This window comes from Tabrizicola sp. (genome assembly GCF_041913445.1).
GTDB lineage: Bacteria > Pseudomonadota > Alphaproteobacteria > Rhodobacterales > Rhodobacteraceae > Tabrizicola.
Genome location: NZ_JAYSFG010000004.1, coordinates 239,966 through 261,774, shown reverse-complemented (window position 1 = coordinate 261,774; position 21,809 = coordinate 239,966). Strand labels below are relative to the sequence as shown.

Annotated in this window: 19 protein-coding genes and 1 tRNA gene; 5 read left to right on the top strand and 15 right to left on the bottom strand. The window is 66.5% G+C overall.

Annotated features, from left to right (window positions below):
• Window positions 1-11: 11 nt before the first annotated feature.
• From ACE3Q6_RS07325 to ACE3Q6_RS07315, 3 genes are read right to left on the bottom strand one after another with little or no spacing between them, the layout of a single operon-like run.
• Complete coding sequence (locus ACE3Q6_RS07325; RefSeq protein ID WP_374430244.1) at window positions 12-3,173, bottom strand: valine--tRNA ligase; 3,162 nt, start codon at window positions 3,171-3,173, stop codon at window positions 12-14.
• Between the two features lie 57 nt (window positions 3,174-3,230).
• The gene (locus ACE3Q6_RS07320) at window positions 3,231-4,001 is read right to left on the bottom strand and encodes a hypothetical protein (protein WP_374430231.1); all 771 of its coding nucleotides are present in this window, start codon (window positions 3,999-4,001) and stop codon (window positions 3,231-3,233) included.
• Window positions 3,998-4,423 carry an ABA4-like family protein gene (locus ACE3Q6_RS07315; RefSeq protein WP_374430227.1) on the bottom strand — a complete coding sequence of 142 codons (426 nt, stop codon included), beginning with the start codon at window positions 4,421-4,423 and terminating at the stop codon, window positions 3,998-4,000. The genes ACE3Q6_RS07320 and ACE3Q6_RS07315 overlap by 4 nt, the downstream gene beginning before the upstream one ends.
• A 97-nt stretch (window positions 4,424-4,520) precedes the next feature.
• Between ACE3Q6_RS07315 and ACE3Q6_RS07310 the strand changes: the two genes are divergently transcribed.
• Window positions 4,521-5,099, top strand: a complete 579-nt coding sequence (locus ACE3Q6_RS07310; RefSeq protein ID WP_374430225.1) for a TetR/AcrR family transcriptional regulator — start codon at window positions 4,521-4,523, stop codon at window positions 5,097-5,099.
• Between the two features lie 12 nt (window positions 5,100-5,111).
• Here the strand turns inward: ACE3Q6_RS07310 and ACE3Q6_RS07305 are convergent, their stop codons facing one another.
• A complete protein-coding gene (locus ACE3Q6_RS07305) occupies window positions 5,112-5,567 on the bottom strand; it encodes an Lrp/AsnC family transcriptional regulator (RefSeq protein ID WP_374430223.1) in 456 nt (151 codons plus the stop codon).
• Between the two features lie 136 nt (window positions 5,568-5,703).
• On the opposite strand from ACE3Q6_RS07305, the gene hppD reads away from it, so the two are divergent.
• Window positions 5,704-6,798: a 4-hydroxyphenylpyruvate dioxygenase gene (gene hppD, locus ACE3Q6_RS07300; protein ID WP_374430218.1), complete on the top strand. Its 1,095-nt coding sequence runs from the start codon at window positions 5,704-5,706 to the stop codon at window positions 6,796-6,798.
• Here hppD and ACE3Q6_RS07295 read toward each other — a convergent pair.
• The 6 genes from ACE3Q6_RS07295 to ACE3Q6_RS07270 form a co-directional block, all read right to left on the bottom strand.
• Window positions 6,795-7,496: a hypothetical protein gene (locus ACE3Q6_RS07295; RefSeq protein ID WP_374430216.1), complete on the bottom strand. Its 702-nt coding sequence runs from the start codon at window positions 7,494-7,496 to the stop codon at window positions 6,795-6,797. The genes hppD and ACE3Q6_RS07295 overlap by 4 nt on opposite strands.
• 65 nt (window positions 7,497-7,561) lie before the next feature.
• On the bottom strand, window positions 7,562-8,773 hold the full coding sequence (locus ACE3Q6_RS07290; protein ID WP_374430214.1) for a flavin-containing monooxygenase: 1,212 nt from the start codon (window positions 8,771-8,773) through the stop codon (window positions 7,562-7,564).
• Window positions 8,774-8,875: 102 nt separating this feature from the next.
• Window positions 8,876-9,547, bottom strand: a complete 672-nt coding sequence (locus tag ACE3Q6_RS07285) for a DUF1028 domain-containing protein (protein ID WP_374430212.1) — start codon at window positions 9,545-9,547, stop codon at window positions 8,876-8,878.
• Window positions 9,544-9,966, bottom strand: a complete 423-nt coding sequence (locus tag ACE3Q6_RS07280) for a RidA family protein (protein WP_374430210.1) — start codon at window positions 9,964-9,966, stop codon at window positions 9,544-9,546. Before ACE3Q6_RS07280 ends, ACE3Q6_RS07285 begins: the two co-directional genes overlap by 4 nt.
• Before the next feature lie 141 nt (window positions 9,967-10,107).
• Window positions 10,108-12,186, bottom strand: coding sequence for an FAD-dependent oxidoreductase (locus ACE3Q6_RS07275; RefSeq protein WP_374430208.1), 2,079 nt, complete (start codon window positions 12,184-12,186; stop codon window positions 10,108-10,110).
• The gene (locus ACE3Q6_RS07270) at window positions 12,186-12,941 is read right to left on the bottom strand and encodes a nitrilase-related carbon-nitrogen hydrolase (RefSeq protein ID WP_374430206.1); all 756 of its coding nucleotides are present in this window, start codon (window positions 12,939-12,941) and stop codon (window positions 12,186-12,188) included. Before ACE3Q6_RS07270 ends, ACE3Q6_RS07275 begins: the two co-directional genes overlap by 1 nt.
• 124 nt (window positions 12,942-13,065) lie before the next feature.
• Here ACE3Q6_RS07270 and ACE3Q6_RS07265 point away from each other — a divergent pair, with 124 nt between their 5' ends.
• Window positions 13,066-13,842 carry a helix-turn-helix transcriptional regulator gene (locus ACE3Q6_RS07265; protein WP_374430204.1) on the top strand — a complete coding sequence of 259 codons (777 nt, stop codon included), beginning with the start codon at window positions 13,066-13,068 and terminating at the stop codon, window positions 13,840-13,842.
• Window positions 13,843-13,844: 2 nt separating this feature from the next.
• Here the strand turns inward: ACE3Q6_RS07265 and pstA are convergent, their stop codons facing one another.
• The 5 genes from pstA to ACE3Q6_RS07240 form a co-directional block, all read right to left on the bottom strand.
• The gene (gene pstA, locus ACE3Q6_RS07260; RefSeq protein WP_374430202.1) at window positions 13,845-15,194 is read right to left on the bottom strand and encodes a phosphate ABC transporter permease PstA; all 1,350 of its coding nucleotides are present in this window, start codon (window positions 15,192-15,194) and stop codon (window positions 13,845-13,847) included.
• Complete coding sequence (gene pstC, locus ACE3Q6_RS07255) at window positions 15,191-16,651, bottom strand: phosphate ABC transporter permease subunit PstC (protein WP_374430200.1); 1,461 nt, start codon at window positions 16,649-16,651, stop codon at window positions 15,191-15,193. The genes pstA and pstC overlap by 4 nt, the downstream gene beginning before the upstream one ends.
• Window positions 16,652-16,711: 60 nt before the next feature.
• The gene (locus ACE3Q6_RS07250; protein ID WP_374430198.1) at window positions 16,712-17,743 is read right to left on the bottom strand and encodes a PstS family phosphate ABC transporter substrate-binding protein; all 1,032 of its coding nucleotides are present in this window, start codon (window positions 17,741-17,743) and stop codon (window positions 16,712-16,714) included.
• A gap of 112 nt (window positions 17,744-17,855) precedes the next feature.
• On the bottom strand, window positions 17,856-19,439 hold the full coding sequence (locus ACE3Q6_RS07245; protein WP_374430196.1) for a GMC family oxidoreductase: 1,584 nt from the start codon (window positions 19,437-19,439) through the stop codon (window positions 17,856-17,858).
• Window positions 19,440-19,563: 124 nt separating this feature from the next.
• A complete protein-coding gene (locus tag ACE3Q6_RS07240) occupies window positions 19,564-20,046 on the bottom strand; it encodes a Hint domain-containing protein (RefSeq protein ID WP_374430194.1) in 483 nt (160 codons plus the stop codon).
• A gap of 181 nt (window positions 20,047-20,227) precedes the next feature.
• On the opposite strand from ACE3Q6_RS07240, the gene ACE3Q6_RS07235 reads away from it, so the two are divergent.
• Window positions 20,228-20,312 (top strand) — tRNA-Leu (locus ACE3Q6_RS07235).
• A gap of 150 nt (window positions 20,313-20,462) precedes the next feature.
• Window positions 20,463-21,797 (top strand): trigger factor, encoded by a 1,335-nt coding sequence (tig, locus tag ACE3Q6_RS07230; RefSeq protein ID WP_374430192.1) that lies wholly within the window; start codon window positions 20,463-20,465, stop codon window positions 21,795-21,797.
• The last annotated feature ends 12 nt before the right edge of the window (window positions 21,798-21,809 follow it).

Genomic DNA, 21,809 nt, shown 5'->3' with positions numbered 1-21,809 from the left:
ACCCCCCGAAACTACCCCAGGTCCGACAGGCGCTTCAGCGCTTCCTGCATCTTCGCGGCCTCGTCCTGCCGCGCCTCCAGGTTCGACTGCGCTTCCATCACCACGTCCTCGGGCGCGGACTTGACGAAGTTCGGGTTGTCGAGCCGGCCTTTCAGCCCCGCGATCTCCTTCATCAGCTTGTCCAACCCCTTCTGCAGGCGGGATTTCTCCTCGGCAATGTCGATCAGCCCTTCCAGCGGGATCGCGAAAGCCGCGCCTTCCGCCGCCACGGCGATGCTGCCCTTGGGGGCCGCGCCTTCGGTGATCTGGTCGACGCGCGCCAGCCGCTTGATCAGCGCCTCGTTCCGCTGGAAGGCCGCACGGGCCTCCTCCGTCAGGCTGGTCGCCACCAGGTCGGCCTTCAGGCCGACCGGCACATGCACCTGCGCGCGGGCCGAGCGGATGTCGTCGATCAGCGTGGTGACGAAGGTCATCTCGCGTTCGGCGTCGCGGTCGATCAGGGTCGCAGGAAGCTGCGGCCAGTCGGTGTGGACCAGCAGCTTCTCGCGCTTGCCGGTCGTCCCCCACAGCTCTTCGGTGATGAAGGGCATGAAGGGGTGGAGAAGGATCATCGACTGATCGAGGACCCAGGCCATCGTCTGGCGGGTTTCGGCGGCGTCGGGGCCGTCGAACAGGGGCTTGGCAAATTCGACATACCAGTCGCAGACCTTGCCCCAGACGAACTTGTAAAGCGCATCCGCCGCCTGGTCGAAGCGGTAGTTTTCAAGGGCCTCGTTGACCTCGGCGAGCGTCTTGGCGGTTTCCCCGATGATCCACTTGTTCGCGGTGGCCTTGGGCGAGGGCGCCGGGCCGGTCGCGTGGCCTTCCCAGACCCCGTTCATCTCGGCAAAGCGGCAGGCGTTCCAGAGCTTGGTGCCGAAGTTCCGGTAGCCCGCGATGCGCTGGGTATCCAGTTTCAACACCCCGCCGAGCGAGGCCATGGCCGCATTGGCAAACCGCAGTGCGTCGGCGCCGTACTCGTCGATGATCTCCAACGGGTCGATGACGTTGCCCAGCGACTTCGACATCTTCTTGCCCTTGGCGTCGCGGACGAGGCCGTGCAGGTAGACGGTGTGGAACGGAATGTCGTTCACCACGGCCAGCTGCATCATCATCATCCGGGCGACCCAGAAGAAGAGGATGTCCTGCCCGGTCACGAGGACCGAGGTGGGGAAGTATTTCTGCAGTTCCGGCGTGGGTTCCGGCCAGCCGAGCGTCCCAATCGGCCAGAGGCCGGAGGAGAACCAGGTGTCGAGGACGTCGGGGTCGCGCCAGACGGGATAGACCAGCTTGGTCACATCCTGGTCGACCTCGTACGCCGCCAGCGAGGCCGCAAGAGCCTCGACCGCCGCTGCGCGATCCGCGACTTCGACCACGCGGGCGTGGTTCAGCGGATGGGGCAGAGCGGCGAGACTGTCGCGGAAACGCTCAGTCACGGCGGTAACGTCCGCCCCACAATGGTAGATCGCGTCGCGCTGGACATATCCGCCGTCGCCGAGGACGCGGAGGATCTCCACCTCGTCCAGCGCTTCGTCGCCCTCGTCATCGCGGAAGCCGGGCGCGGACAGGTCGAGACCGTACCAAACCGGAATCTGGTGCCCCCACCACAGCTGGCGGCTGATGCACCAGGGCTCGATGTTCTCCAGCCAGTGGTAATAGGTCTTCTCCCCGCTCGGCGGGATGATCTTGGTCTTGCCGGTCCGCACGGCGTCCAGCGCGGGTTCCACGATCTTGGCGGTGTCGACGAACCACTGGTCGGTCAGCATCGGCTCGATCACCACCTTCGAGCGGTCGCCGAAGGGCTGCATGATCGGCTTCGACTCGACGTAAGGCGCGCGCTCCAGGTGCTCGGCCCCGGTTTCCTTGTCGATGGATTTCTTGAGGACAGTGACCGCCAGCCCCTCGGCCGTGATCGCCTCGACCACGCGCTTGCGGGCCTCATAGCGGTCGAGCCCGCGCAGCTCGTCGGGGACCAGGTTCAGGGCGTCGATCTCGGATTCCGACAGGGTGAAGGGCTGCTCGGCGATACCGGGGGTTGCGTAGCCCTTGGCGACCAGCCAGGCGCGGGACATCTGCTGGGCTACGGCGGCGGCCTCGGCGTAAGGAGCCCCGTCCGCCCGCATCTGGGCGCGGGTGTCCATCAGGCGGTAGCAGGGGATTCCCGCGCGCTTGGCGACGCCATAGTCGTTGAAGTCATGCGCCCCGGTGATCTTCACCGCGCCACTGCCGAAAGTGGGGTCGGGGTATTCGTCGGTGATGATCGGAATCAGGCGGCGATGCTCCTTCGGCCCGACCGGAATTTCGCAAAGTTTCCCGACGATTGGAGCGTAACGTTCATCTGACGGATGAACCGCCACGGCCCCGTCACCCAGCATCGTCTCGGGCCGGGTGGTGGCGATGGAGATATAGTCGCGCACTTCGCGGAACGTCACATTCCCGTCCGCATCCTTCTCGACGTACTCATAGGTCTCCCCGCCCGCGAGCGGGTATTTGAAGTGCCACATGTGGCCGGGGACTTCGGTGTTCTCGACCTCCAGGTCCGAGATCGCGGTCTCGAAATGCGGGTCCCAGTTCACCAGCCGCTTGCCGCGGTAGATGAGGCCCTTGTTGTACATGTCGACGAAGACCTTGATCACCGCGTCGTGGAAGTTGCCTTCCTCGCCCGCCGGGGCACCGGGGGCACCCGACATGGTGAAGGCCTCGCGGTCCCAGTCGCAGGAGGCGCCGAGCCGTTCCAGCTGGCCGCGGATGTTGCCGCGCGACTTCTGCTTCTGCTGCCAGACGCGGGCCAGGAACTTCTCGCGCCCCATGTCGCGGCGCGAGGGTTCGCCGTTCTTGGCCATCTCGCGCTCGGTCACCATCTGGGTCGCGATCCCGGCGTGGTCGGTGCCCGGCTGCCAGAGCGTGTCGTCGCCCTGCATCCGGTGCCAGCGGGTCAGGATGTCCTGCAGCGTGTTGTTGAACGCGTGGCCCATGTGGAGGGAGCCGGTGACGTTCGGCGGCGGGATCATCACCGAAAACGCGGGCCGACCGGGCTTGGCGTTCGCGCCCGCGCGGAAGGCCTTGGCGTCCAGCCAGAGCTTCGAAATCCGGGCCTCGGCCTCGGCGGCGTTGAAGGTCTTTTCCATCGGCATCTGCGCATTCCCCTTGGTCGGGGGCGTTCTAGCGCGGCCCGCGACCAAGGGAAAGCGTCAGAAGGGCGGCAGGCCCATCAGCGCGCGCGCGAAACACCACCCCACCAGTGCCGTGAACCCCGCCGCCGTCGCCCAGACCGCCGCGCGGCTGCCGGTCAGCCCGGCCAGCGGCACGACATGCATCGCGTGGGTCGCCAGGAAATGCGGCAGGCGGAGGTCGCCCACTTCCAGCGACCAGCCCATGATCGGGAAGCGCGCCCCGGTGACGGGCGTCCCCACCAGATGCCCCGTCCCCGACGACATCGTCCCCGCGACCGGCACCGTCAGGACGAAGGTCAGCACCAGCCCCAGCGCGACCGCCAGCATCAACGGGTCTTCCCGATGCCGCCAGAACACGATGCCCATCGCCAGTGAAAGCGAGGTCAGCGTCACCGCCGCCGCGCCCATCAGGCTGTAAAGCAGACCCCAGACCCCTTCGAGATTGAAGTGCGAGGCCGTCCCCAGGGCCGCCGCTCCACCGATCCACAGAAGCTCGGCAAAGATGCAGGCTGCGACCACGCCGATGTAGATCCGCCAGCGGCGCGAGCCAAAGGTGCCCTCGGGCAACAGCATGGCGAAGAGGGCCAGCGTGCCGGTGTAGACCGTGAGCGCGAGGTGGAACTTCAAGGGCTTGAGCCAGACACTGTCGCCTTGGAACAGCCGGTCGTCCAGGCCGTAGGCGGCCATCAGAGGCAGGGCGGCAAGGGCGATGAACAGGGTCAGGCGGGTCAGGTGCGGGTGCGGGCGCGACAGGGCCGCGAAGCGGGGGGCGGTCAGGGTGACGGTCATGGCAGGACCTTTCGGATCACGGTGAAGCGGAGGATCGCGAAGGCCAGAAGGCCCGCGGGACCGAAGAGGAAGGTGAGGCACAGGCAGGGGATGACCGCCCAGTGAGGGATGCCCTCGGCCCGCGCGGTGCGGACTTCCCAGGCGCCCAGGAAGAGATCGAAGGCCAGGTAATGCAACCACCCGGCCAGCGCGATGTGGGGATGGGTGAAAAGCAGCATCACCTCGGACAGCGAGCCGAACCCGCCGGGCGCCTCCCACCAGAAGGCGAGGACCAGCCCGGCATAGGCCAGCGACAACAGGAGCGGAATGGCCGCCGCCGCGACGGCCTGCGCGGCGCGCGGGGCAAGCGGTGCGGCGAGAAGCGCCAGCCACCCGGCAAGAGCAAGCGGATTGGCAAGGTCGAACAGTTGGTCGGGGGACATGCGGAGCCTCATCTTTACACTGTCAGGATTATGGGCAGACCGGGCCTGCGTCAAGAAAAATCTTTACGCTGGAAAGATGGGCGGCTAAACCACGGACATGACGGAAAAACCTTACCACCACGGCGACCTGCGGGCCGCGCTCCTCGCCGCCGCCGAGGCCGAGCTGACCGAAAAGGGGGTGGAGGGATTCTCGCTCCGCTCTGTCGCCAAGCGGGCCGGGGTCAGCCATGCGGCCCCCGCGCATCACTTTGGCGACACGAACGGGCTTTTGACCGCGCTCGCGGCCGAGGGGTTCACCCGGTTCCAGGACACGCTGGACGCGCGTGAGGTCGGGGCGACCGACGCCCGCGACAAGGCCGTGCGCGCGGGTTTCGGCTATCTGGAATTCGCGATGAAGCGCCCGGCGCTGTTCCGGCTGGTCTTCTCCTCTGCCCGGCCGGATTACGCCAGTCCCGACCTGATCGCCGCCGCGAATCGCGCTTATGACCACCTGGTCGGCCTTGTCACGGCGCTTGGCGGCGACGAAGTGGATGTGGTCGCGCTTTGGGCCACGGCGCACGGGATCGCGGACCTTTCCGCCGGCCTCAAGCTGCGCACCCTGCAGGGAAAATCGCCGCAGGACCGCGAGGCGATGATCCGCACTGTCCTCCTCCGCTGCCTGCCCGGCGCGGCCTAGCGGTCAGGCGCCTCAGGCGGGCAGCCCGGCATCGGGCTTCGGCTGGGCCAGGACGATCTGGCTCTGCACCCGCGCGACGGCCGGGTTCGGCAGCAGTCGGTGGTGGATCAGGTCGTTCAACGCCGGCAGGTCGGCACACCAGACCCGCAAGAGATAGTCCGCCTCTCCGGTCAGGGTCCAGCAGGCCACGACCTCGGGCAGGGTGGCGATCAGCCGCAGAAAGTCGCGCGCGGCCTCGGGCGAATGCGCGGCCATCTGCACCTGGACGAAGGCCTGCACGGTCAGGCCCAGCTTCGAGGGCGCGAGCCGCGCCGCATAGCCGGTGATCACGCCCTCGGCCTCCAGCCTTGCGCGGCGACGGGCGGCCTGGCTGGCCGAAAGGTTCAGCAGCTCCCCCAGCGCCTGCGCGGTGATCTGGGCATCCGCCTGCACCGCGGCCAGAAGGCGGGAATCGGTCGGGTCAATCATGCGTCAAACTCGCGACATGCGTCCAATATACAACGAAACCACGCATGAAAGCCGCTTTGCAAGCCAAGAATGCGTGCCAATCCCGCGCAATCCGCGCCATCCTTGACGCAGAACGCCTTGCCCGAAGGAGAACGTCATGGGTCCCTTTCCGCACAATGCCCCCCGCGCGGTGATCTCGGCCGACAATCCGGCGGGCACCGATGGCTTCGAGTTCGTCGAATTCGCCCACCCGAATCCCGATGAGCTTCGCGCGCTTTTCACACGCATGGGCTACACCATGACCGCCCGGCACAGACGCAAAGCCATCGAGCTTTGGCAGCAGGGCGACATCACCTACATCCTGAACGACGAGCCCGGCAGCCACGCCCGCCGCTTCGTCGATCAGCACGGACCCTGCGCCCCCTCGATGGGCTGGCGGGTGACCGATGCGGCGCACGCCTTCACTCATGCCGTGAAGAATGGCGCACAACCCTATGATAGCGAAGGAAAAACGCTGGACCTTCCCGCGATCGTCGGCATCGGCGGCTCGCTGATCTACTTCACCGACCAATACGGCGACGCGAACCCCTACGACGGCGAATTCGACTGGGTGGAGACCCCGAAACCCAAGGGCGTGGGTTTCCACTACCTCGACCACCTGACCCACAACGTCCATCGCGGCAACATGGACCGCTGGTTCGACTTCTATGGCCGCCTGTTCAACTTCCGCCAGATCCGCTTCTTCGACATCGAGGGCAAGTTCACCGGCCTCCATTCCCGCGCGCTGACCTCGCCTTGCGGCCGCATCCGCATTCCGATCAACGAGGACCGGGGCGAGACCGGGCAGATCGTGGAATACCTCAAGCGCTACAAGGGCGAGGGCATGCAGCACATCGCGGTCGGGACGGATGACATCTATTCCGCCACCGATGCGATCGCCGAGGCGGGGCTCAAGTTCATGCCGAAGCCGCCGATGGCCTATTACGAGCTGTCGAAGACCCGCGTGGCGGGCCATGACGAACCCGTCGGGAAGCTGGCAAAGCACGGCATCCTGATCGACGGCGAAGGGGTCGTGGACGGGGGCGAGACGAAGATCCTGCTGCAGATCTTCTCGAAGACCGTGATCGGCCCGATCTTCTTCGAATTCATCCAGCGCAAGGGCGACGACGGTTTCGGGGAAGGCAACTTCCGGGCCCTTTTTGAATCGATCGAACAAGATCAGATCGACCGGGGCGTGCTGAAGGCGTCCTAGTCGAAGCTGGTGACGGCCACGACGACGGCTTGCGTCTGGGTGCGGGTGCCGTCGTCGTTCAACAAGGACCGGACGCGCGACGCATCCCCGATGTCGGGACTGCGGCCGATGGCGTCATAAGCCATCTGTCGGTGCGTGTCCGTGACCTCCTCGCATTCCCGCGCCTCCCACCGCGCCTTCGAAAAGGGGCTGGTGACGGCAAAGGTCACCGCTGGGCCTGAGATGTCCTTTCCCTTGACGCGCCCGGAGTCCTCCAGCGCCTTGATGCTTTCTGCGATGATCTCGGCGGAGTCCTGAAACTTCAGTCCTTCCAACTTCTTGTACTCGGGATCGTTCTGCCCGGCGTTCAGGCATTGGCGGGCCATGAACACCCAATCATGCACGATATAGGCGGGTCCGTAGTTCCAGGGCGTGAAGCCGCGGAAGGCGCGTGCAAGACCGGGAACCGATCCGCCGTCCGTGTACATCATCGGGGGCGTGATCTCTTTTCCCAGCGTCTCGCCTTCGGGTCGGGTGAAGGTCATCGGATTTCCGGGCGTGGGCACATAGATGAAGGTGCCGTCGCCCGGTCCCTCGGTGCCCTTCAGCCAGACCACCGCGACCTCCCCCTTGAACGCCCCGGGCTTCGTCGTCTCGTAATTCACCTGCGCACAACCGGCGGACAACAGGCCAAGAAGCAGAAGGACGGCCACGCGCATCGGACTCTCCTACACCACCACCCGGCCAGCCTAGCACGATTCGCCGGCCAGGCAGAGCACTGCGGTCACCCAGCCGCGATCAGTCCCGCCAGCCGTTCGGCATCTTTCCAGGCGCCCCAGATGAAGGCCGATCCCCGGCAGGACAGCCAGGGAAGGCCCACGAAGTAAAGCCCCGGCACCTCGGTCACCCCGTCCTGGTGGCGCGGGCGGCCATCCTCGCGGAAGATGGGAAGGTCGATCCAGCCGAAGTCCAGCCGGAAGCCCGTGGCCCAGATCACGGTCGAGATCCCTGCATCCCTCAGGTCCAGCGACAGCCTGGGGTTGGTCACGCAGTCGGGCAGCGGAAGAAGGGTCCGGGCCTCGGGTTCCTCGGGCAGCTCAAGCCCGTTGGCGGCGGCATAGGCATCGGCCTCATCCAGCACCGAAAGATAGTTCCGGTCGCCTGCTTCCATGTTGGTCCGCAGGTCGTCGGCCAGGCGCAGGACTCCGTTCCGATACTCTCCGGCCCGGCCAAGGAGCGTCACGCCCAGGGTGGCAAGGCGGCGGAAGTCCATCGTGTGGCCGCCATAGGCGCCAGAAACGGCGATGGTGATGTGCTCCGTCCCCGGCGTTGGGGCTTTCATGTCCCACTTGCCAAGCTTGCCCAGCCACCAGACGAAATCCTTGCCGCGGTAGCGGCGCGGCGGGCGGTCGTGCGGCCCGAGCGACAGGTAGACGCGACGGCCCGCGCGGACCAGCTCCTCGGCGATCTGCGCGCCCGACGAGCCTGCGCCCACGACCAGCACCGCGCCTTCGGGCAGGGCGGCGGGGTTGCGGTAGCTGTTGGAGTGGAGCTGGGTGATCCCGGGGTCGGTGATGACCGTGGGGATGATCGGCTTCTGGAACGGGCCGGTAGCGACCACGACGTTGCCGGCCTTGATGGTGCCTTGCGAGGTGGTAGCCTCGAAGCTGTCGCCGTGGCGGTGAAGCTTCGAGACTTCCACGCCCTCGCGGATCGGCAGGTTCCGCTCGCGGGCGAAGCGGGCGAAATAATCGGCGACAGCCTCCTTGCCCGCAAAGGCGTCGGGGTCGATCCCGTCGAACTCGGCTTCGGGGAAGCGGTCGTGCCAGGCGGGGCCATTGGCGACCAGGCTGTCCCATCGCCAGGTCCGCCAGCGCTCGGCGATGCGGTCGCGTTCCAGGACAAGGTGCGGGACGCCCTGCTTCTGCAGGTGGGCCGAGGTGGCAACGCCCGCCTGCCCGCCGCCGATGACAAGGGTGTGGACGGTTTCGGTCATGCGAAGCGCCCCTTTCGAGTGGTTAATGTTTCGTAAGCGTCCACGGCCATGTCCATGATTTCGATTGGTTTTCCAGAAATGTCCACCGTGGACAGATCCCGCCTATTCATCGCCCGGCACCCCATAGGACGGCGCTTGGGTCGGGTCCTCCGCCCGCTGGACATAGGCCCCCATCTGCGGCGCGTAGACGTCCCAGGCGGCCCTCAGCATCCCGATCGGGTCCTCCGCCCAGTCGATCCGCAGGTCCACCAAGGGCCAGGACAGCCGGTCCGCCACCTTCAGCCCCGCCGAATGGACCGGCCCCGCCTCTCCCCCCGCCTTCAATCCGGCTTCCAGGGCCAGCATCAGCCGCTCCCCCAGATGCCCCTTGGACCCGGTGAAGGCCTCCACCATCGCCATCGGGACGAGCTCACCCGCCAGAAGGTTCCCCCCCGCAGCGCAGTCGGTGGACCTTGCCTCACCCCAGACACCCAGCACTTGAGACCCGGAATGGATCGCGGTGCGGCCCTCGCGGTCGACCACCAGAAGCTGCCGGTAGTCGATGTGGGCCCGACCCGTGGTGACCGCCTGCAAGGCCTCGGTGGCAGGGAGGCCCGCCTCAAGCTGGTCCAGCACCAGCGGACCAAGAGACGGGTCGGTGATGTTCTGGCTTGCGACCGCCCCCACCCCCGCCCGGACATGCGCGCAGCGGGCGGCGACGGCGGGGGAGGACGACGAGATGGCCATGCCGAACTGCCCGGTCCGGGCGCAGCGGGCGACGATGGAGAAGGTCATTTGTCGTCGTCCGGGATGACGGCGGTTCCGTCGATTTCCACGAGCCAGGAGGGCCGGGCGAGCGCGGTGACGACCACCCCGGTCGAAACCGGGTGCACGCCTTTGATGTATTCGCCCATGGTCCGGTAGACCGCCTCGCGGTGGCGGACGTCGGTCAGGTAGACGACGACCTTGCAGAGATGTTCCATCTTGCCGCCGACCTCTTCCAGGAGCTGGCGGATGTTCTGCATGACCTTGTGAGTCTGCTCGACCGGGTCATGGCTGCCGATGTCCTTGGCGGTGTCGAGGTCCTGCGGGCACTGGCCGCGGAGGAAGACGATCCGGCCCTTTGCCACGACGGCCTGACAGAGGTCGTTGTCGAGTTTCTGCTCGGGGTAGGTGTCGCGGGTGTTGAACTTGCGGTGGCGGAAGTGGGTCATATCGGGTCCTTGTGACGGGCGATTGTCAAATTGAGCGCCTTGCGGCGCGAAGACTCTTTGTCTCGCGTTTCTGCGTGAAGGACGCAGAAACGCTCGGAGTGCCTCCGGCGGGGATATTTGGTGCCAGGTGAAAGGTGCTGGTCATGGAAGGAGGCTCGGGCCGGGTTCCAGGGCGGCGATTTCGCGGCGGAAAGTGAGGGCGTCGCCTTGGTCGGGTTGGTCGAGGGTTTCGGCCCAGTTCCGGCCCGCGTAGGTGGCCCAGGCGATGGGGCCGGGGGCAGCGGCGTCGCCGATGAGTTTCAGGGTCTTGATCCCGGCGGACTGCCAGTCGAGGGCTTTGGTCTGGTGGTAGAGGCTGTCGTTCGGGCTGCGGGAGGTGACGTGGAGGACTGCATCGCAGGGGAGTGCGCTTTGGCGACCGGTCCAGGTGCAGGCGAGGGTTATCTCTTTGCCGCCAATGGCTTCCGGGGCCTTGCTGAGGTGGATGTCGACGCCGAGGTCAAGGAGGCGGCGCATGATTGTGCCTTGCTCCAGCGTGTTGTCGGTCCATTCGGCGACCTTCACGGCGGGGGTGACGAAGTGGACGCGGTTGCCCTTCTGGACCAGGAGTTCGGCGAGGACGGAGCCCATGTAGAAGTGGTCGTCGTCGTAAAGCGCGACGGTCTGGCCTTCGGGTATACGGCCCGCCATCAGGTCGTCGGGAGTGTAGAGCGGCATCGCCGGATCGGTCGGTATCGGGTGCAGGTGGAAGCGCGCCACTGCATCGCGGCGCCAGGTGGCGCCGGTGGCGATGGCGACGTGGTCGGCACCCATTGCGAGGATGTCGTCGGGCGTGAGGGGGCTGTCGCGGTAGATCTCGACGTTGGGCAGGGGGGCAAGTTGTCCGGTGCGGTAGTCGGCGACGCGGCCCCAGGCGGAGAGGCCGGGGAGCTGGCGTTCCATGGCGACGCGGCCGCCGAGGGTGGTGGTGGCCTCGGCGAGGGTGACCTTGTAGCCGCGTTTCGCGGCCTGGAGTGCGGCCTCAAGCCCGGTTGGGCCTGCGCCGACGATCAGGACCGACTCGGACGCGCCCTTGGGCCGGGCGCGGTCAGGGTGCCAGCCCTTGCGCCATTCCTCCATAAAGGCGGTGTTCTGAGTGCAGCGGCTGATGCCTTGCGTCATGTCTCCACTGACGCAGATGTTGCAGCCGATGCATTCGCGGATGTCCTCGTAGCGGCCTTCCTGGACCTTGAGCGGCAGGAAGGGGTCGGCGATGCTTGGCCTTGCGGCGCCGATCAAGTCGAGGATGCCCGCCTTGATCTGGCGGACCATCGCGTCGGGAGAGGTGAAGCGGCCGACGCCGACGACGGGTTTCGAGGTGAGGTCCTTGATGCCACGAACGAGGTCTTCCTGCGCGCCTTCGTCCTTGAAGCGTGAGGTGCCGGAGCAGGCCTCCCAGGTGCCATTGGCGAGGTCCCAGAGGTCGGGGAGGTCGGCATGCATGGCGATGAAGTCGCGCAGTTCGGCGTTGGAGAAGCCGTAGGCTCCGGCCTCGTGGAGGCTCATGCGGAGAGTGACGGCGAGTTCACCCTTGGTGGTTTCCCGAGCATCTTCAACGATCTCGCGCAGGAACCTCGCGCGGTTTCTCAGGTCGCCGCCGTACTCGTCGGTGCGGTGGTTGGTGGCGCGGGAGAGGAAGTGCTGCAGGATGCCGAAGCCGTGCGCGCCGTAGAGGCAGATGAGGTCGAAGCCCGCCTGCTGGCTGCGTCGGAAGGCGTTTCGGAACCAGCGGCGGAGGTCGCGGATATCTTCCTTGTCCATGGTGCGGGCCTGGACGGGGTCAGAGGTGAAGGTCAGGATCGGACCGCCGGTGACGGCAAGGGGGACCTCGCGCGAGTACAGGTTTGGGCCGTTGATGCCGGAGTAGGCAAGTTGGATGCCGGCGAGCGCCCCGTGGGATTTCATCGCATCGGCCATGCGGGCCAGCGCCGGGATGTCGCGGTCGTCCCAGAGGTGCTGTTCGATGAAGGGGGTGATTTCCGAGGTCGGGTGGATCTCGGTCTGTTCGGTGAAGATCACGCCCCAGCCGCCCTCGGCCTTTGTCCGCCGCATCTCGACGACGGCAGAGGGGTCGCGGTAGCCGCCGCCGTTGCAGTGCGGGACCTGGTAGAAGCGGTTCTTGGCGGTCTTCGGGCCGATCTGGAGCGGCGTGAAGAGGATGTCGTGGCGGGGATCGCGCATCAGAGGGCTCGGAAATCGGCGGCCTGGGTGGAGAGGCGGGCGGGGTCGCGCGGAGGGATATCGGTGATCAGGAGCGTGGGCGTCTCGCCCGCCTGGGCGAGAATCTCGCCGTGGGGGCCGGCGATGGTGGAGAGGCCGACGTAGGTTAAGTCGCCCTCGGTGCCGCAGTAGTTGGCATAGGCGATGGTGACGCCGTGACAGGCGGCCATCGCGGGGACGGTGGCGTGGGGGACGTGGGTGAAGGGGGCCATGTTGGCGGTGGGGACGAGGATCAGAGTTGCCCCGCGGTCGGCGAGAGACTTGATGTGGGGTGCGAACTCCACGTCGTAACATATCAGGATCGCTGCGGTTTCCGCCCCAAGGCGGAAGGTGGGAAGGGTGTCTCCGGGCGTGTAGAGCGCGCGTTCGCGGGGGCCGTAGAGCTGGACCTTGCGGTAGTTGCACAGAACCGCGCCGTCGGGGCCGAAGCAGGCGGCGGAGTTGTAGAGGCAGTCTCCGTCGCGCTCGGCGTAGCCGACGACGAGGGCGGTGGCGTGGCGTTTCGCGGCGGCGGCGAGGCGGGTCATCGGTGCGCTGTCGAGGGCAATCGCCTGGGCGGGGATGTTGGGCTGGTTGTAACCCGGGAGCCAGACCTCGGGCAGGACCAGCGAGTCGGCTTTGAGGGCGGCGGCGGCGGCGAGGGCGGCTTCGGCCTGGGTGCAGGCGGTTTCGATGTCGGAGGCGGGGGAGGTGCCCTGCCAAAGTGCCAAACGCATCGGGTTCTCCTTTTTGGTCCCGGCCATCGTGATCAGGGACCGGTGCGTCGGCCATACCCCTTGGAATTCGGTGTATTGGTAGGTTATCTCCCATCAGGGGGTATATACCCCCAGCGAGGTATGGATGAACGCGCCAGGCTACGAGCCGCTGCTGGCCAAGGCCATCGCGACCCTTGGGCGACCGGGGTTCGAGGAGGCGCTGTGGCAGATGCTGGGGGCGCTCGTCCGGCCGGACAACATGCTGGTGCTGGCCTACAGCGATGGGGGGCCGGCGCTGGAACTGTTCCGGCGCGCAGGGGACGAGCGGGTCTTTGGCAAGCTGCAAAGTACCTACATGGCCGGGGCGTTCCGACTTAGCCCGTTCTACGGGCTCCATCTGCAGCGCGCGGAGGAAGGGCTGTACCGGCTGCGGGACATCGCGCCGGATGCGTTCCAGCGGAGCCGGTTCTACGTGGAATACTTCGGGCAGACGACGATCATCGACGAGCTCGACTTCACGGTGTGGCTGGGGGCGGGGCTGTCGCTGAACCTGTTTCTGGGGCGGGACGGGCAGACGGGCAGGGTGTTCTCCCCGGCCGAGATTACTGCCTGCCGACGGATCGCGCCGGTGATTGCCGAACTGGCGCGGGCGCACTGGCCGGTGCCGAAGCTGGCGGTGCAGCCTGTGGAAGACACTCCAGCGAAACTGGCGGCGGCGGCAGAGGCGCGGTTGGGGATCGCGCTCTCACCCCGGCAGGCGCAGGTGGCGCTTCTGATCCTGAAGGGCCATTCGACGCTGTCGATCGGGCTGAACCTGGGTCTTTCGCCGCAGACGGTGAAGGTCTTCCGCAAGCAGCTTTACGCACGCTGCGGGATCTCCTCCCAGGCCGAGCTCTTCGCGCTGATGCTGCCGCTTCTCTAGCGTTACCAGCGACGCTCGAAGCGGCGGCGGAGGAGGATCGCGGCCACGTTCATCACGACGAGGAAGACCAGGAGCACGATGATCGCGCCGTTCGAGCGTTCGATGAAGGCTGGGTCAGCGCGGCTGGCCCAAGAGTAGACCTGGACGGGAAGCGCGGTGGCGGGGTCAAGCACGCCTTCCGGCGGGGCCGAGGGGTAGTTGTCGACGAAGGCCACCATGCCGATCAGGAGGAGGGGTGCCGTCTCGCCCAAGGCGCTGGCAAGGCCAAGGATCGTGCCGGTCAGGATGCCGGGCATCGCCAGCGGCAGGACGTGGTGGAACACGGTCTGCATCTTGGACGCACCGACCCCAAGGGCCGCGTCGCGGATCGAGGGCGGCACGGCGCGGATCGCGGCGCGGGTGGCGATGATGATGGTGGGCAGCGTCATCAGGCTGATCACCAGCGCGCCCACGACGGAGGACGACTGCGGCAATCCGGCGAAGTTGATGAAGATCGCGAGGCCCAGGATCCCGAAGACGATCGAGGGAACGGCGGCGAGATTCGAGATGTTGACCTCGATCGCGTCGGTCCAGCGGTTCTTCGGCGCGAATTCCTCGAGATAGATCGAGGCGGCGACACCCACTGGCACGCACATGAGGGCAACCATGACCATCATGTAGATCGACCCAAGCAATGCGACACCGAGACCCGCGGCTTCCGGGCGCTGGTCCGAGGCGTCGGGGTTGGTGAAGAAGGTCCAGTTGAAGGACGAGGTCACGATGCCGGCCGCCTGGAGCTGTTCGACCAGGCGCAGTTGATCGGGGGAAATCTGGTTGTCGCGCTCGGCCGTCTCAAAGGTGACGCGGCCCTTGAGGAAACCGTCGACGCGTCCGGCGGCAAGCACGGTCGCGTCGATCGTCGTGCCGATGAGAGCAGGATCAGCCAGGACCTGCGCCCGCAACTGCCCGGCGGCGTCCTTGGAGATGAGCTCGCCCACCTCCTTGTCGCTGACACCCTCTTGCGTGATCCCCTGACCCTCGAGATGCGCCAGAAGCGCGCGGGACAGGACCTTCTGGTAGCCCACCGTCGTGACCTTGGCCATTTCGGCGGGATCGCGATTGCCCTTCGGGTCCAGCGTCTCGGCCGAAAGCTCCATCGGGAAGGTCAGCGTCGCCTGGTGGAAGGACGAGACGCCGTCCCGCAGGATGGTGAAGAGCATCACCGCGAGCGTCACCAGCGAGATGGCGATGGCGATCAGGCCATAGGCGCGGAAGCGCGCTTCGGCGGCGTTGCGCCGCTTCATGTCGCTGCTGGCGGTCAGGATCGACTGCTTCGGGGCCGAGAAAGTGCCACCGGCGGAAAGGTCGGTCATTCGTACTGCTCCCGGTACTTCCGGACGATCCAGAGGGCGAAGATGTTGAGGCCGAGGGTGATGACGAAGAGCGTCATGCCAAGGGCGAAGGCCACCAGCGTCTCAGGCGCGGCAAAGTCGGTGTCCCCGGTCAGCTGGCCAACGATCTTCACGGTCATCGTGGTCATCGCTTCAAACGGGTTGAGGCTGAGTTTCGCGGCGGCCCCTGCGCCCATAACGACGATCATCGTCTCACCGATGGCGCGGCTGGCGGCCATCAGGACCGCGCCGACGATGCCGGGCAGGGCGGCGGGCAGGATCACCTGCTTCACCGTCTCGGACTTCGTCGCGCCAAGGCCAAGGCTGCCGTCGCGCAAGGACTGCGGCACAGCGTTGATGATGTCGTCCGACAGAGAGGAGATGAAGGGGATGTTCAGGATCCCGATCACGATGCCGGCCGTCATCACCGAGGAGCCGGAGTTGCCAAGGCCCAGCGGCTCGGCGAACCAGTCGCGAAGGGCGGGGCCGACGGTGACCAGGGCGAAGATGCCGAAGACGACGGTCGGGATGCCCGCGATGACCTCGATCAGCGGTTTGACCCAGGCCCGCGTGCGTTTTGATGCGTATTCGGCCAGGTAGATCGCGGCGAAAAGGCCGATGGGGACCGCGACCAGCATCGAGATCAGCGTGATGTAAAGCGTGCCCCAGATCAGCGGCAGGATGCCGAGGTCTGACCCGCCGCGGAAGTTGGGCGACCAGGTCAGGCTGAAGAAGAAGTCCTGGAACGGGTATTTCGAGAAGAAGTCGAAGGTCTCGGACACCATCGACCAGACGATGCCGATGGTCGTCAGGATCGCGATGGAGGAGGCCGCGACGAGAAGGGCAAGGATCACCCGCTCGACCTGGTTGCGGGCGCGGAAGTCGGGTTGCGCGCGGGTCACGCCCCAGAAAAGGCCAAGGACGGCGAGGACGAGGACCAGGGCGGTGCGCCCGGCGGCCCCCCAATGCGATTGCGCGCGGTAGTCCTGCGCGGCGGTCAGGATCTCGGGCGAGACCTCGGCGGCGAGGGCAACGCCCGATTCGGCCAGAAGCGCGCGGACGTCGGTCGTGCTGGTAGCCAGCGCCTGGACCTCGGTCTCACTGATCGCGCCGCTGGCGACGGCGGCATCGAGGCCGTCGGCGACGCGGCGGATGTCCGCCATCGTCAGTTCCGATTTCGTGTCGTCGGCCACGAGGTCAGCGGGAAGAGTGGCGGAGATGCGCGCCTCGATCACCAGGGGCTGCGCGATCAGCCAAAGGAAAAGGGCGACCAGGGCGGGGATCAGGACGGAAATCGCGGCATACCACCCGTAGTAGCCAGGAAGCGAGTGCAGAAGCCGGGGATTGCCCTGGGTCGAGGCCAAGGCGCGCTGTCGTGCCAGGAAGAAGGCCGCGATGGCGAGGACGGCGATGGCGGCAAGAAGCATCAGGACGGACATGCAGGCTTCCGGGTTCTGTAACGGGAAGGGCGGGGCGCGAAGGCCCCGCCCGGTTTCAGCTTATTCCAGCGGACCCATCGGGGTTTCCGCCGCGACCATTTCCTGCGTCGCGGCCAGTTCCGGGTCCGAGACGAGGCCGTATTCCGCCAGCGGGCCATCGGGGCCGGCCATGTCGTCGCTGACGAAGAACTCGATGTATTCCTTCAGGCCGGGGATCACGCCGATGTGGGCCTTCTTGACGTAGAAGTAGAGCGGACGCGACACGGGGTATTCGCCCGAGGCGACGGTCTCGGCCGAAGGGACGACGCCGTTCATGGTCGCGACGCGCAGCTTGTCGGTGTTGTTCTGGTAGAAGGACAGGCCGAAGACACCGATGGCGTTCTTGTCGGCGTCGAGGCGGGCGAGCGTCTCGGTATAGTCGCCGTCGATGTCGACGTTGCGGCCGTCGGTGCGCAGCTTCATGCAGGCTGCCTCGGCCGCATCCTCGTCCATGCCGCCGTCCATGAAGGCCTTCATGGCGCCGGTTTCCTCGCAGCCCGCGACGATGACCTTGGTGTCATAGACTTCGCGGGTGCCGTGCTTGGTGCCGGGCGAGAAGACCAGGATGTCCTGGGCAGGCAGGTTCGGGTTGAACTCGGCCCACTGGGCATGCGGGTTGGCGACCAGGGCGCCGTCCTTCAGCACGGTCTCGGCGACGGCGTTGTAAAGGTCGGCCGGCGTCAGGGCGAATTCGGGGCCGTTCACGTCCGAGGCAAAGACGATGCCGTCATAGCCGAAGCGGACTTCCATGATCTCGGCCACGCCGTTCTGGGCGCAGAGGTCGATGTCGGATTGCGAGATGCGGCTGGAGGAGTTGGCGATGTCGACGGTGGTCTCGCCCACGCCTTCGCACAGTTTCTTGCGGCCGGCACCCGAACCGCCGCCTTCCACGACCGGGGTCGGGAAGTCGAAGTTCTCGCCGAAGGCTTCGGCGACGATGGTGGCATAGGGCAGCACGGTGGACGAGCCGGTGACCTGGATCTGGTCGCGGGCAGCGGCGGGCATCGCGGCGGCGAAGGCCAGCACCGAAACGGTGAGGTGGAAGGATTTCATCGAGGCACTCCTGAATTGGTGCAGCGTCGTGTAGCGGCCCTGTCGGCCTGGCCCCGGCTCTAGTCCCGTCGGGTGACGCTTAGATTGCAGAATTGTAAAAGCTGTATGACAGTCAGGCGGGGGCGAGGATCATCCGGGCGATGGTCTCGGCGATCATCATCGTGGGGGCGTTGGTGTTGCCCGCGATGATCTGCGGCATCAGCGAGGCATCCACGACGCGCAAGCCTTGCACCCCGCGGACGCGGCCTTGCGGGTCGGTGACCGACTGCTCGTCGCGGCCCATGCGGCAGGTGCCGACGGGATGGTAGATCGTCTCGGCCCGGGCGCGGATGTCGGCGTCAAGCTGGACATCGGTCGCAACCTGCGGGCCGGGAAGGGTTTCCTGGCGGATGTGCCGGGCAAGCGCTGGGGCATGCAGGATCCGGCGGGCGAGCTTCAGCCCCGCGCGGAGGGTCGGCAGGTCATCGGGGTGGCCAAGGTAGTTCGCGGTGATTTGGGGATGGGCCATCGGGTCGGGGCTGGCGAGGCGAATCTGCCCGCGGCTTTTCGGCAGAAGGTCGCAGACATGCAGCGTCAGCCCGTAGCCCAGCGACAGGCGACGGCCGTGGTCATGCAGATAGGCCGGGATGAAGTGGAACTGCAGGTTCGGCCGGTCGCGCGACGGGTCGGATTTCGCGAATCCCCCCGCCTCGGCCACGTTCGAGGTGAACTCTCCCGTTCCCCGCCGCAGGTAGGACCAACCGGCGCGAAGCGCGCGGGGCAGGAAGCTGGGGGCGATGCCGATGGCTGTGCGGTCGCGCAGCGCGGCCTGGACGGTGATGTCCAGATGGTCGGCCAGATTCGCCCCCACCTCGGGCGCGTCGTACAGGACGGGGATCCCCATGTCCTGCAGATGGGCGCCGGGGCCGATGCCGGAGAGCATCAGAAGCTGCGGAGAGTTGATGGCACCTCCCGACAGGATCACCTCGCCGCCTGGAGCAAGAGAGACCGTCCGGTCGCGAAGTTGGACCCCTGTGGCGCAGTGGCCGTCGAAGAGGACACGGTGCACCTGCGCCCCCGAGACCAGCGTCAGGTTCGGACGGTCCAGCACCGGCGTAAGGAAGGCCCGCGCTGCAGAGAAGCGACGCCCGTTGCGCTGGGTGACCTGGTAAAGCCCCACGCCGTCCTGACCGGCGCCGTTGAAGTCGGGGCATTCGGGCAGCTGACACTCGGTGCCCGCCCGGACAAAGGCGCGGGACAGCGGGTTCGGATGCGCCAGGTCGCTGACAGTCAAGGGGCCGCCTTGGCCGTGGTGGTCGTCGCGGAACGTGCGGTTGCCCTCCAGGTCCTTGAAGACTTCGCGTACGCGGGGCCAGTCCCAGTCCGGCCCCGCTGCTGCCGCCCAGTCGCGGTAATCGTGGGGATGGCCGCGCATGTAGATCATCGCGTTGATCGAGGACGAGCCGCCCAGAACGCGCCCGCGCGGCCAGAAGAGCTGGCGGTTGTTGAGCTGCGGTTCCGGCTCCGTCTCATAGCCCCAGTTCAGCCAGCGCATATGCGCCAGCGCGGCCAGGCCGAAGGGCATGTGGATCATCGGATTGCGGTCTGGCGGACCCGCCTCGACCAGGCAGACTCGGGTGGCAGGGTCAGCGGACAGACGGTTTGCCAGGACGCAGCCTGCCGATCCCGCACCGACGATGATGTAGTGAAAGCTCATGGGAGCGTCCGACAGCTTTTCAGCTGCGCTCCAACACCAGCTTTGGGATTGCACGGATGCAGGTGCGCGCGCGTCATGCCGCGAGATTAGCGGATCACGCTGCCAAGCCTAGTCTGACGCGGCGTCAGGCAAGCTCGGGCAGAAGGGCCGGGCAGGCGAGTTCCAGACCCTCGGCATAGATCACCTCGTCCTCGTCGAACCGCAGGGTGAAAAGCCGCACCTGGCGGTGGCTCTCCAGGCAGACGAATTCACCATCGGCCAGCCGCGAGGCAGGAATGGCCGCGACCGGGGTGCCGAAGATGGCCCGAGCGCGCCAGTCCCGGATCAGGATGGGTTGGCCGGGCGAGACCAGCAGGTCCTGCTCGGGCCGGTCATGGCCCAGGGTCGAGGCGCGGATGCGCACGAGGTCGACCATCTTGCGCGCCTGGACCGAGACCGAGGTCAGCCGGCGCGCGCCGTTCCGCGTCACGATCCGGTCGCCCGGAGTCAGGTATTCGACCGGAAGCACCCCATCGAGCGTCCGCACCATGGTGCCAGCCAGGATGCCGGGTTGCGCCTCGATCCCCTCGCCACCGGCCGACCTGGAAAACGGAGCCTCGAAATCCATTCCCGCAATCCTTCTTCCAACTTGGCGACAGTTCTCGCGCGGGTTTGTGGTCGGCATTCGATGCCAGTTCGGTCATTTCGGGGCATATGTGGCCGCAAATCGGCGGCTGTGGCGCAATTGCGGCAGCACATTTGCCCCTCGCGCCGCGCCGCAGGCTTTGCTAGAAGGCCCCGGCTGGTCGGCGGGTGTGGCGGAACTGGCAGACGCACCGGATTTAGGTTCCGGCGCCGCAAGGCATGGGGGTTCAAGTCCCTTCACCCGCACCAGCCGTAACCAGTGCGTACGGCTGGCGATTCCCCCTTACATTGGACGGAAAGCGCTGCTAGAAGGCCGCGCAACGCGCGCAGGGTTCCGCCCTGTGCCTGTGCAGTATTGCGCGATCAGCGCCCGAGACAGCTTAGGAAGGACGTCCCCCCATGCAGGTCACCGAGACCCTGAACGAAGGCCTCAAGCGCGGCTACACCATCACGGTGACGGCGGCCGAACTGGACGCGAAGGTCCAGGAAAAGCTGATCGAGGCGCAGCCAGAGGTCGAGATCAAGGGCTTCCGCAAGGGCAAGGTTCCGCTGGCGATCCTGAAGAAGCAGTTCGGCACCCGCATCCTGGGCGACGCGATGCAGGAAGCCATCGACGGTGCGATGAAGGATCACTTCGACAAGACCGGCGACCGCCCGGCGCTGCAGCCGGAAGTGAAGATGGTCGGCGGCGATACCTGGAAAGAAGGTCAAGACGTCGTGGTCGAGATGACCTATGACGCGCTGCCCCCGATCCCGGATGTCGACGCCTCCAAGCTGAAGCTGGAAAAGCTGATCGTGAAGGCCGACGACAAGGCCATCGACGAGGCGCTGGAGAACCTGGCGAAATCGGCGCAGAACTTCGACGACCGCAAGAAGGGCTCGAAGGCCAAGGACGGCGACCAGATCGTGATCGACTTCAAGGGCTCGGTCGACGGTGAGCTGTTCGAGGGCGGCTCGGCCGAGGATTATCCGCTGGTGCTGGGCTCCAAGTCCTTCATCCCGGGGTTCGAGGACCAGCTGATCGGCGCCAAGGTCGGCGACGAGGTTTCGGTCAACGTCTCCTTCCCGGAAAACTACGGTGCCGCCCACCTCGCCGGCAAGGCCGCGGTCTTCGCTTGCACCGTCAAGGCGGTGAAGGAACCGAAGCCGGCCGCGATCGACGACGAGCTGGCGAAGAAGTTCGGCGCCGAGGATCTGGCGGCCCTCAAGGCCCAGATCGCCGAGCGTCTGGAAGCCGAATACAAGGGCGCGGCCCGTGCGGTGCTGAAGCGGTCGCTGCTCGACCAGCTGGACGGCATGGTCAAGTTCGACCTGCCCGCGAATCTGGTCGAAGCGGAAGCCAACCAGATCGCCCACCAGCTGTGGCACGAAGAGAACCCGCATGAGCATGGCCACAACCACGGCCATATCGAGACCACGGACGAGCACAAGAAGCTGGCCGAGCGTCGCGTGCGCCTGGGCCTCCTCCTGGCCGAGATCGGCCGCAAGGCCGAGGTCACCGTGACCGATGCCGAGATGACCCAGGCCGTTCTGGCCGCTGCCCGCCAGTACCCGGGGCAGGAGCGTCAGTTCTTCGAATTCGTGCAGAAGAACGCCCAGATGCAGCAGCAGCTGCGCGCCCCGGTCTTCGAGGACAAGGTCGTCGACCACCTCGTGGGCCTCGCCAAGGTGACCGAGAAGGAGATCTCGAAAGAGAAGCTCCAGAAGGCCGTCGAAGCGCTGGACGAGATGTAAGGACGCCGATTG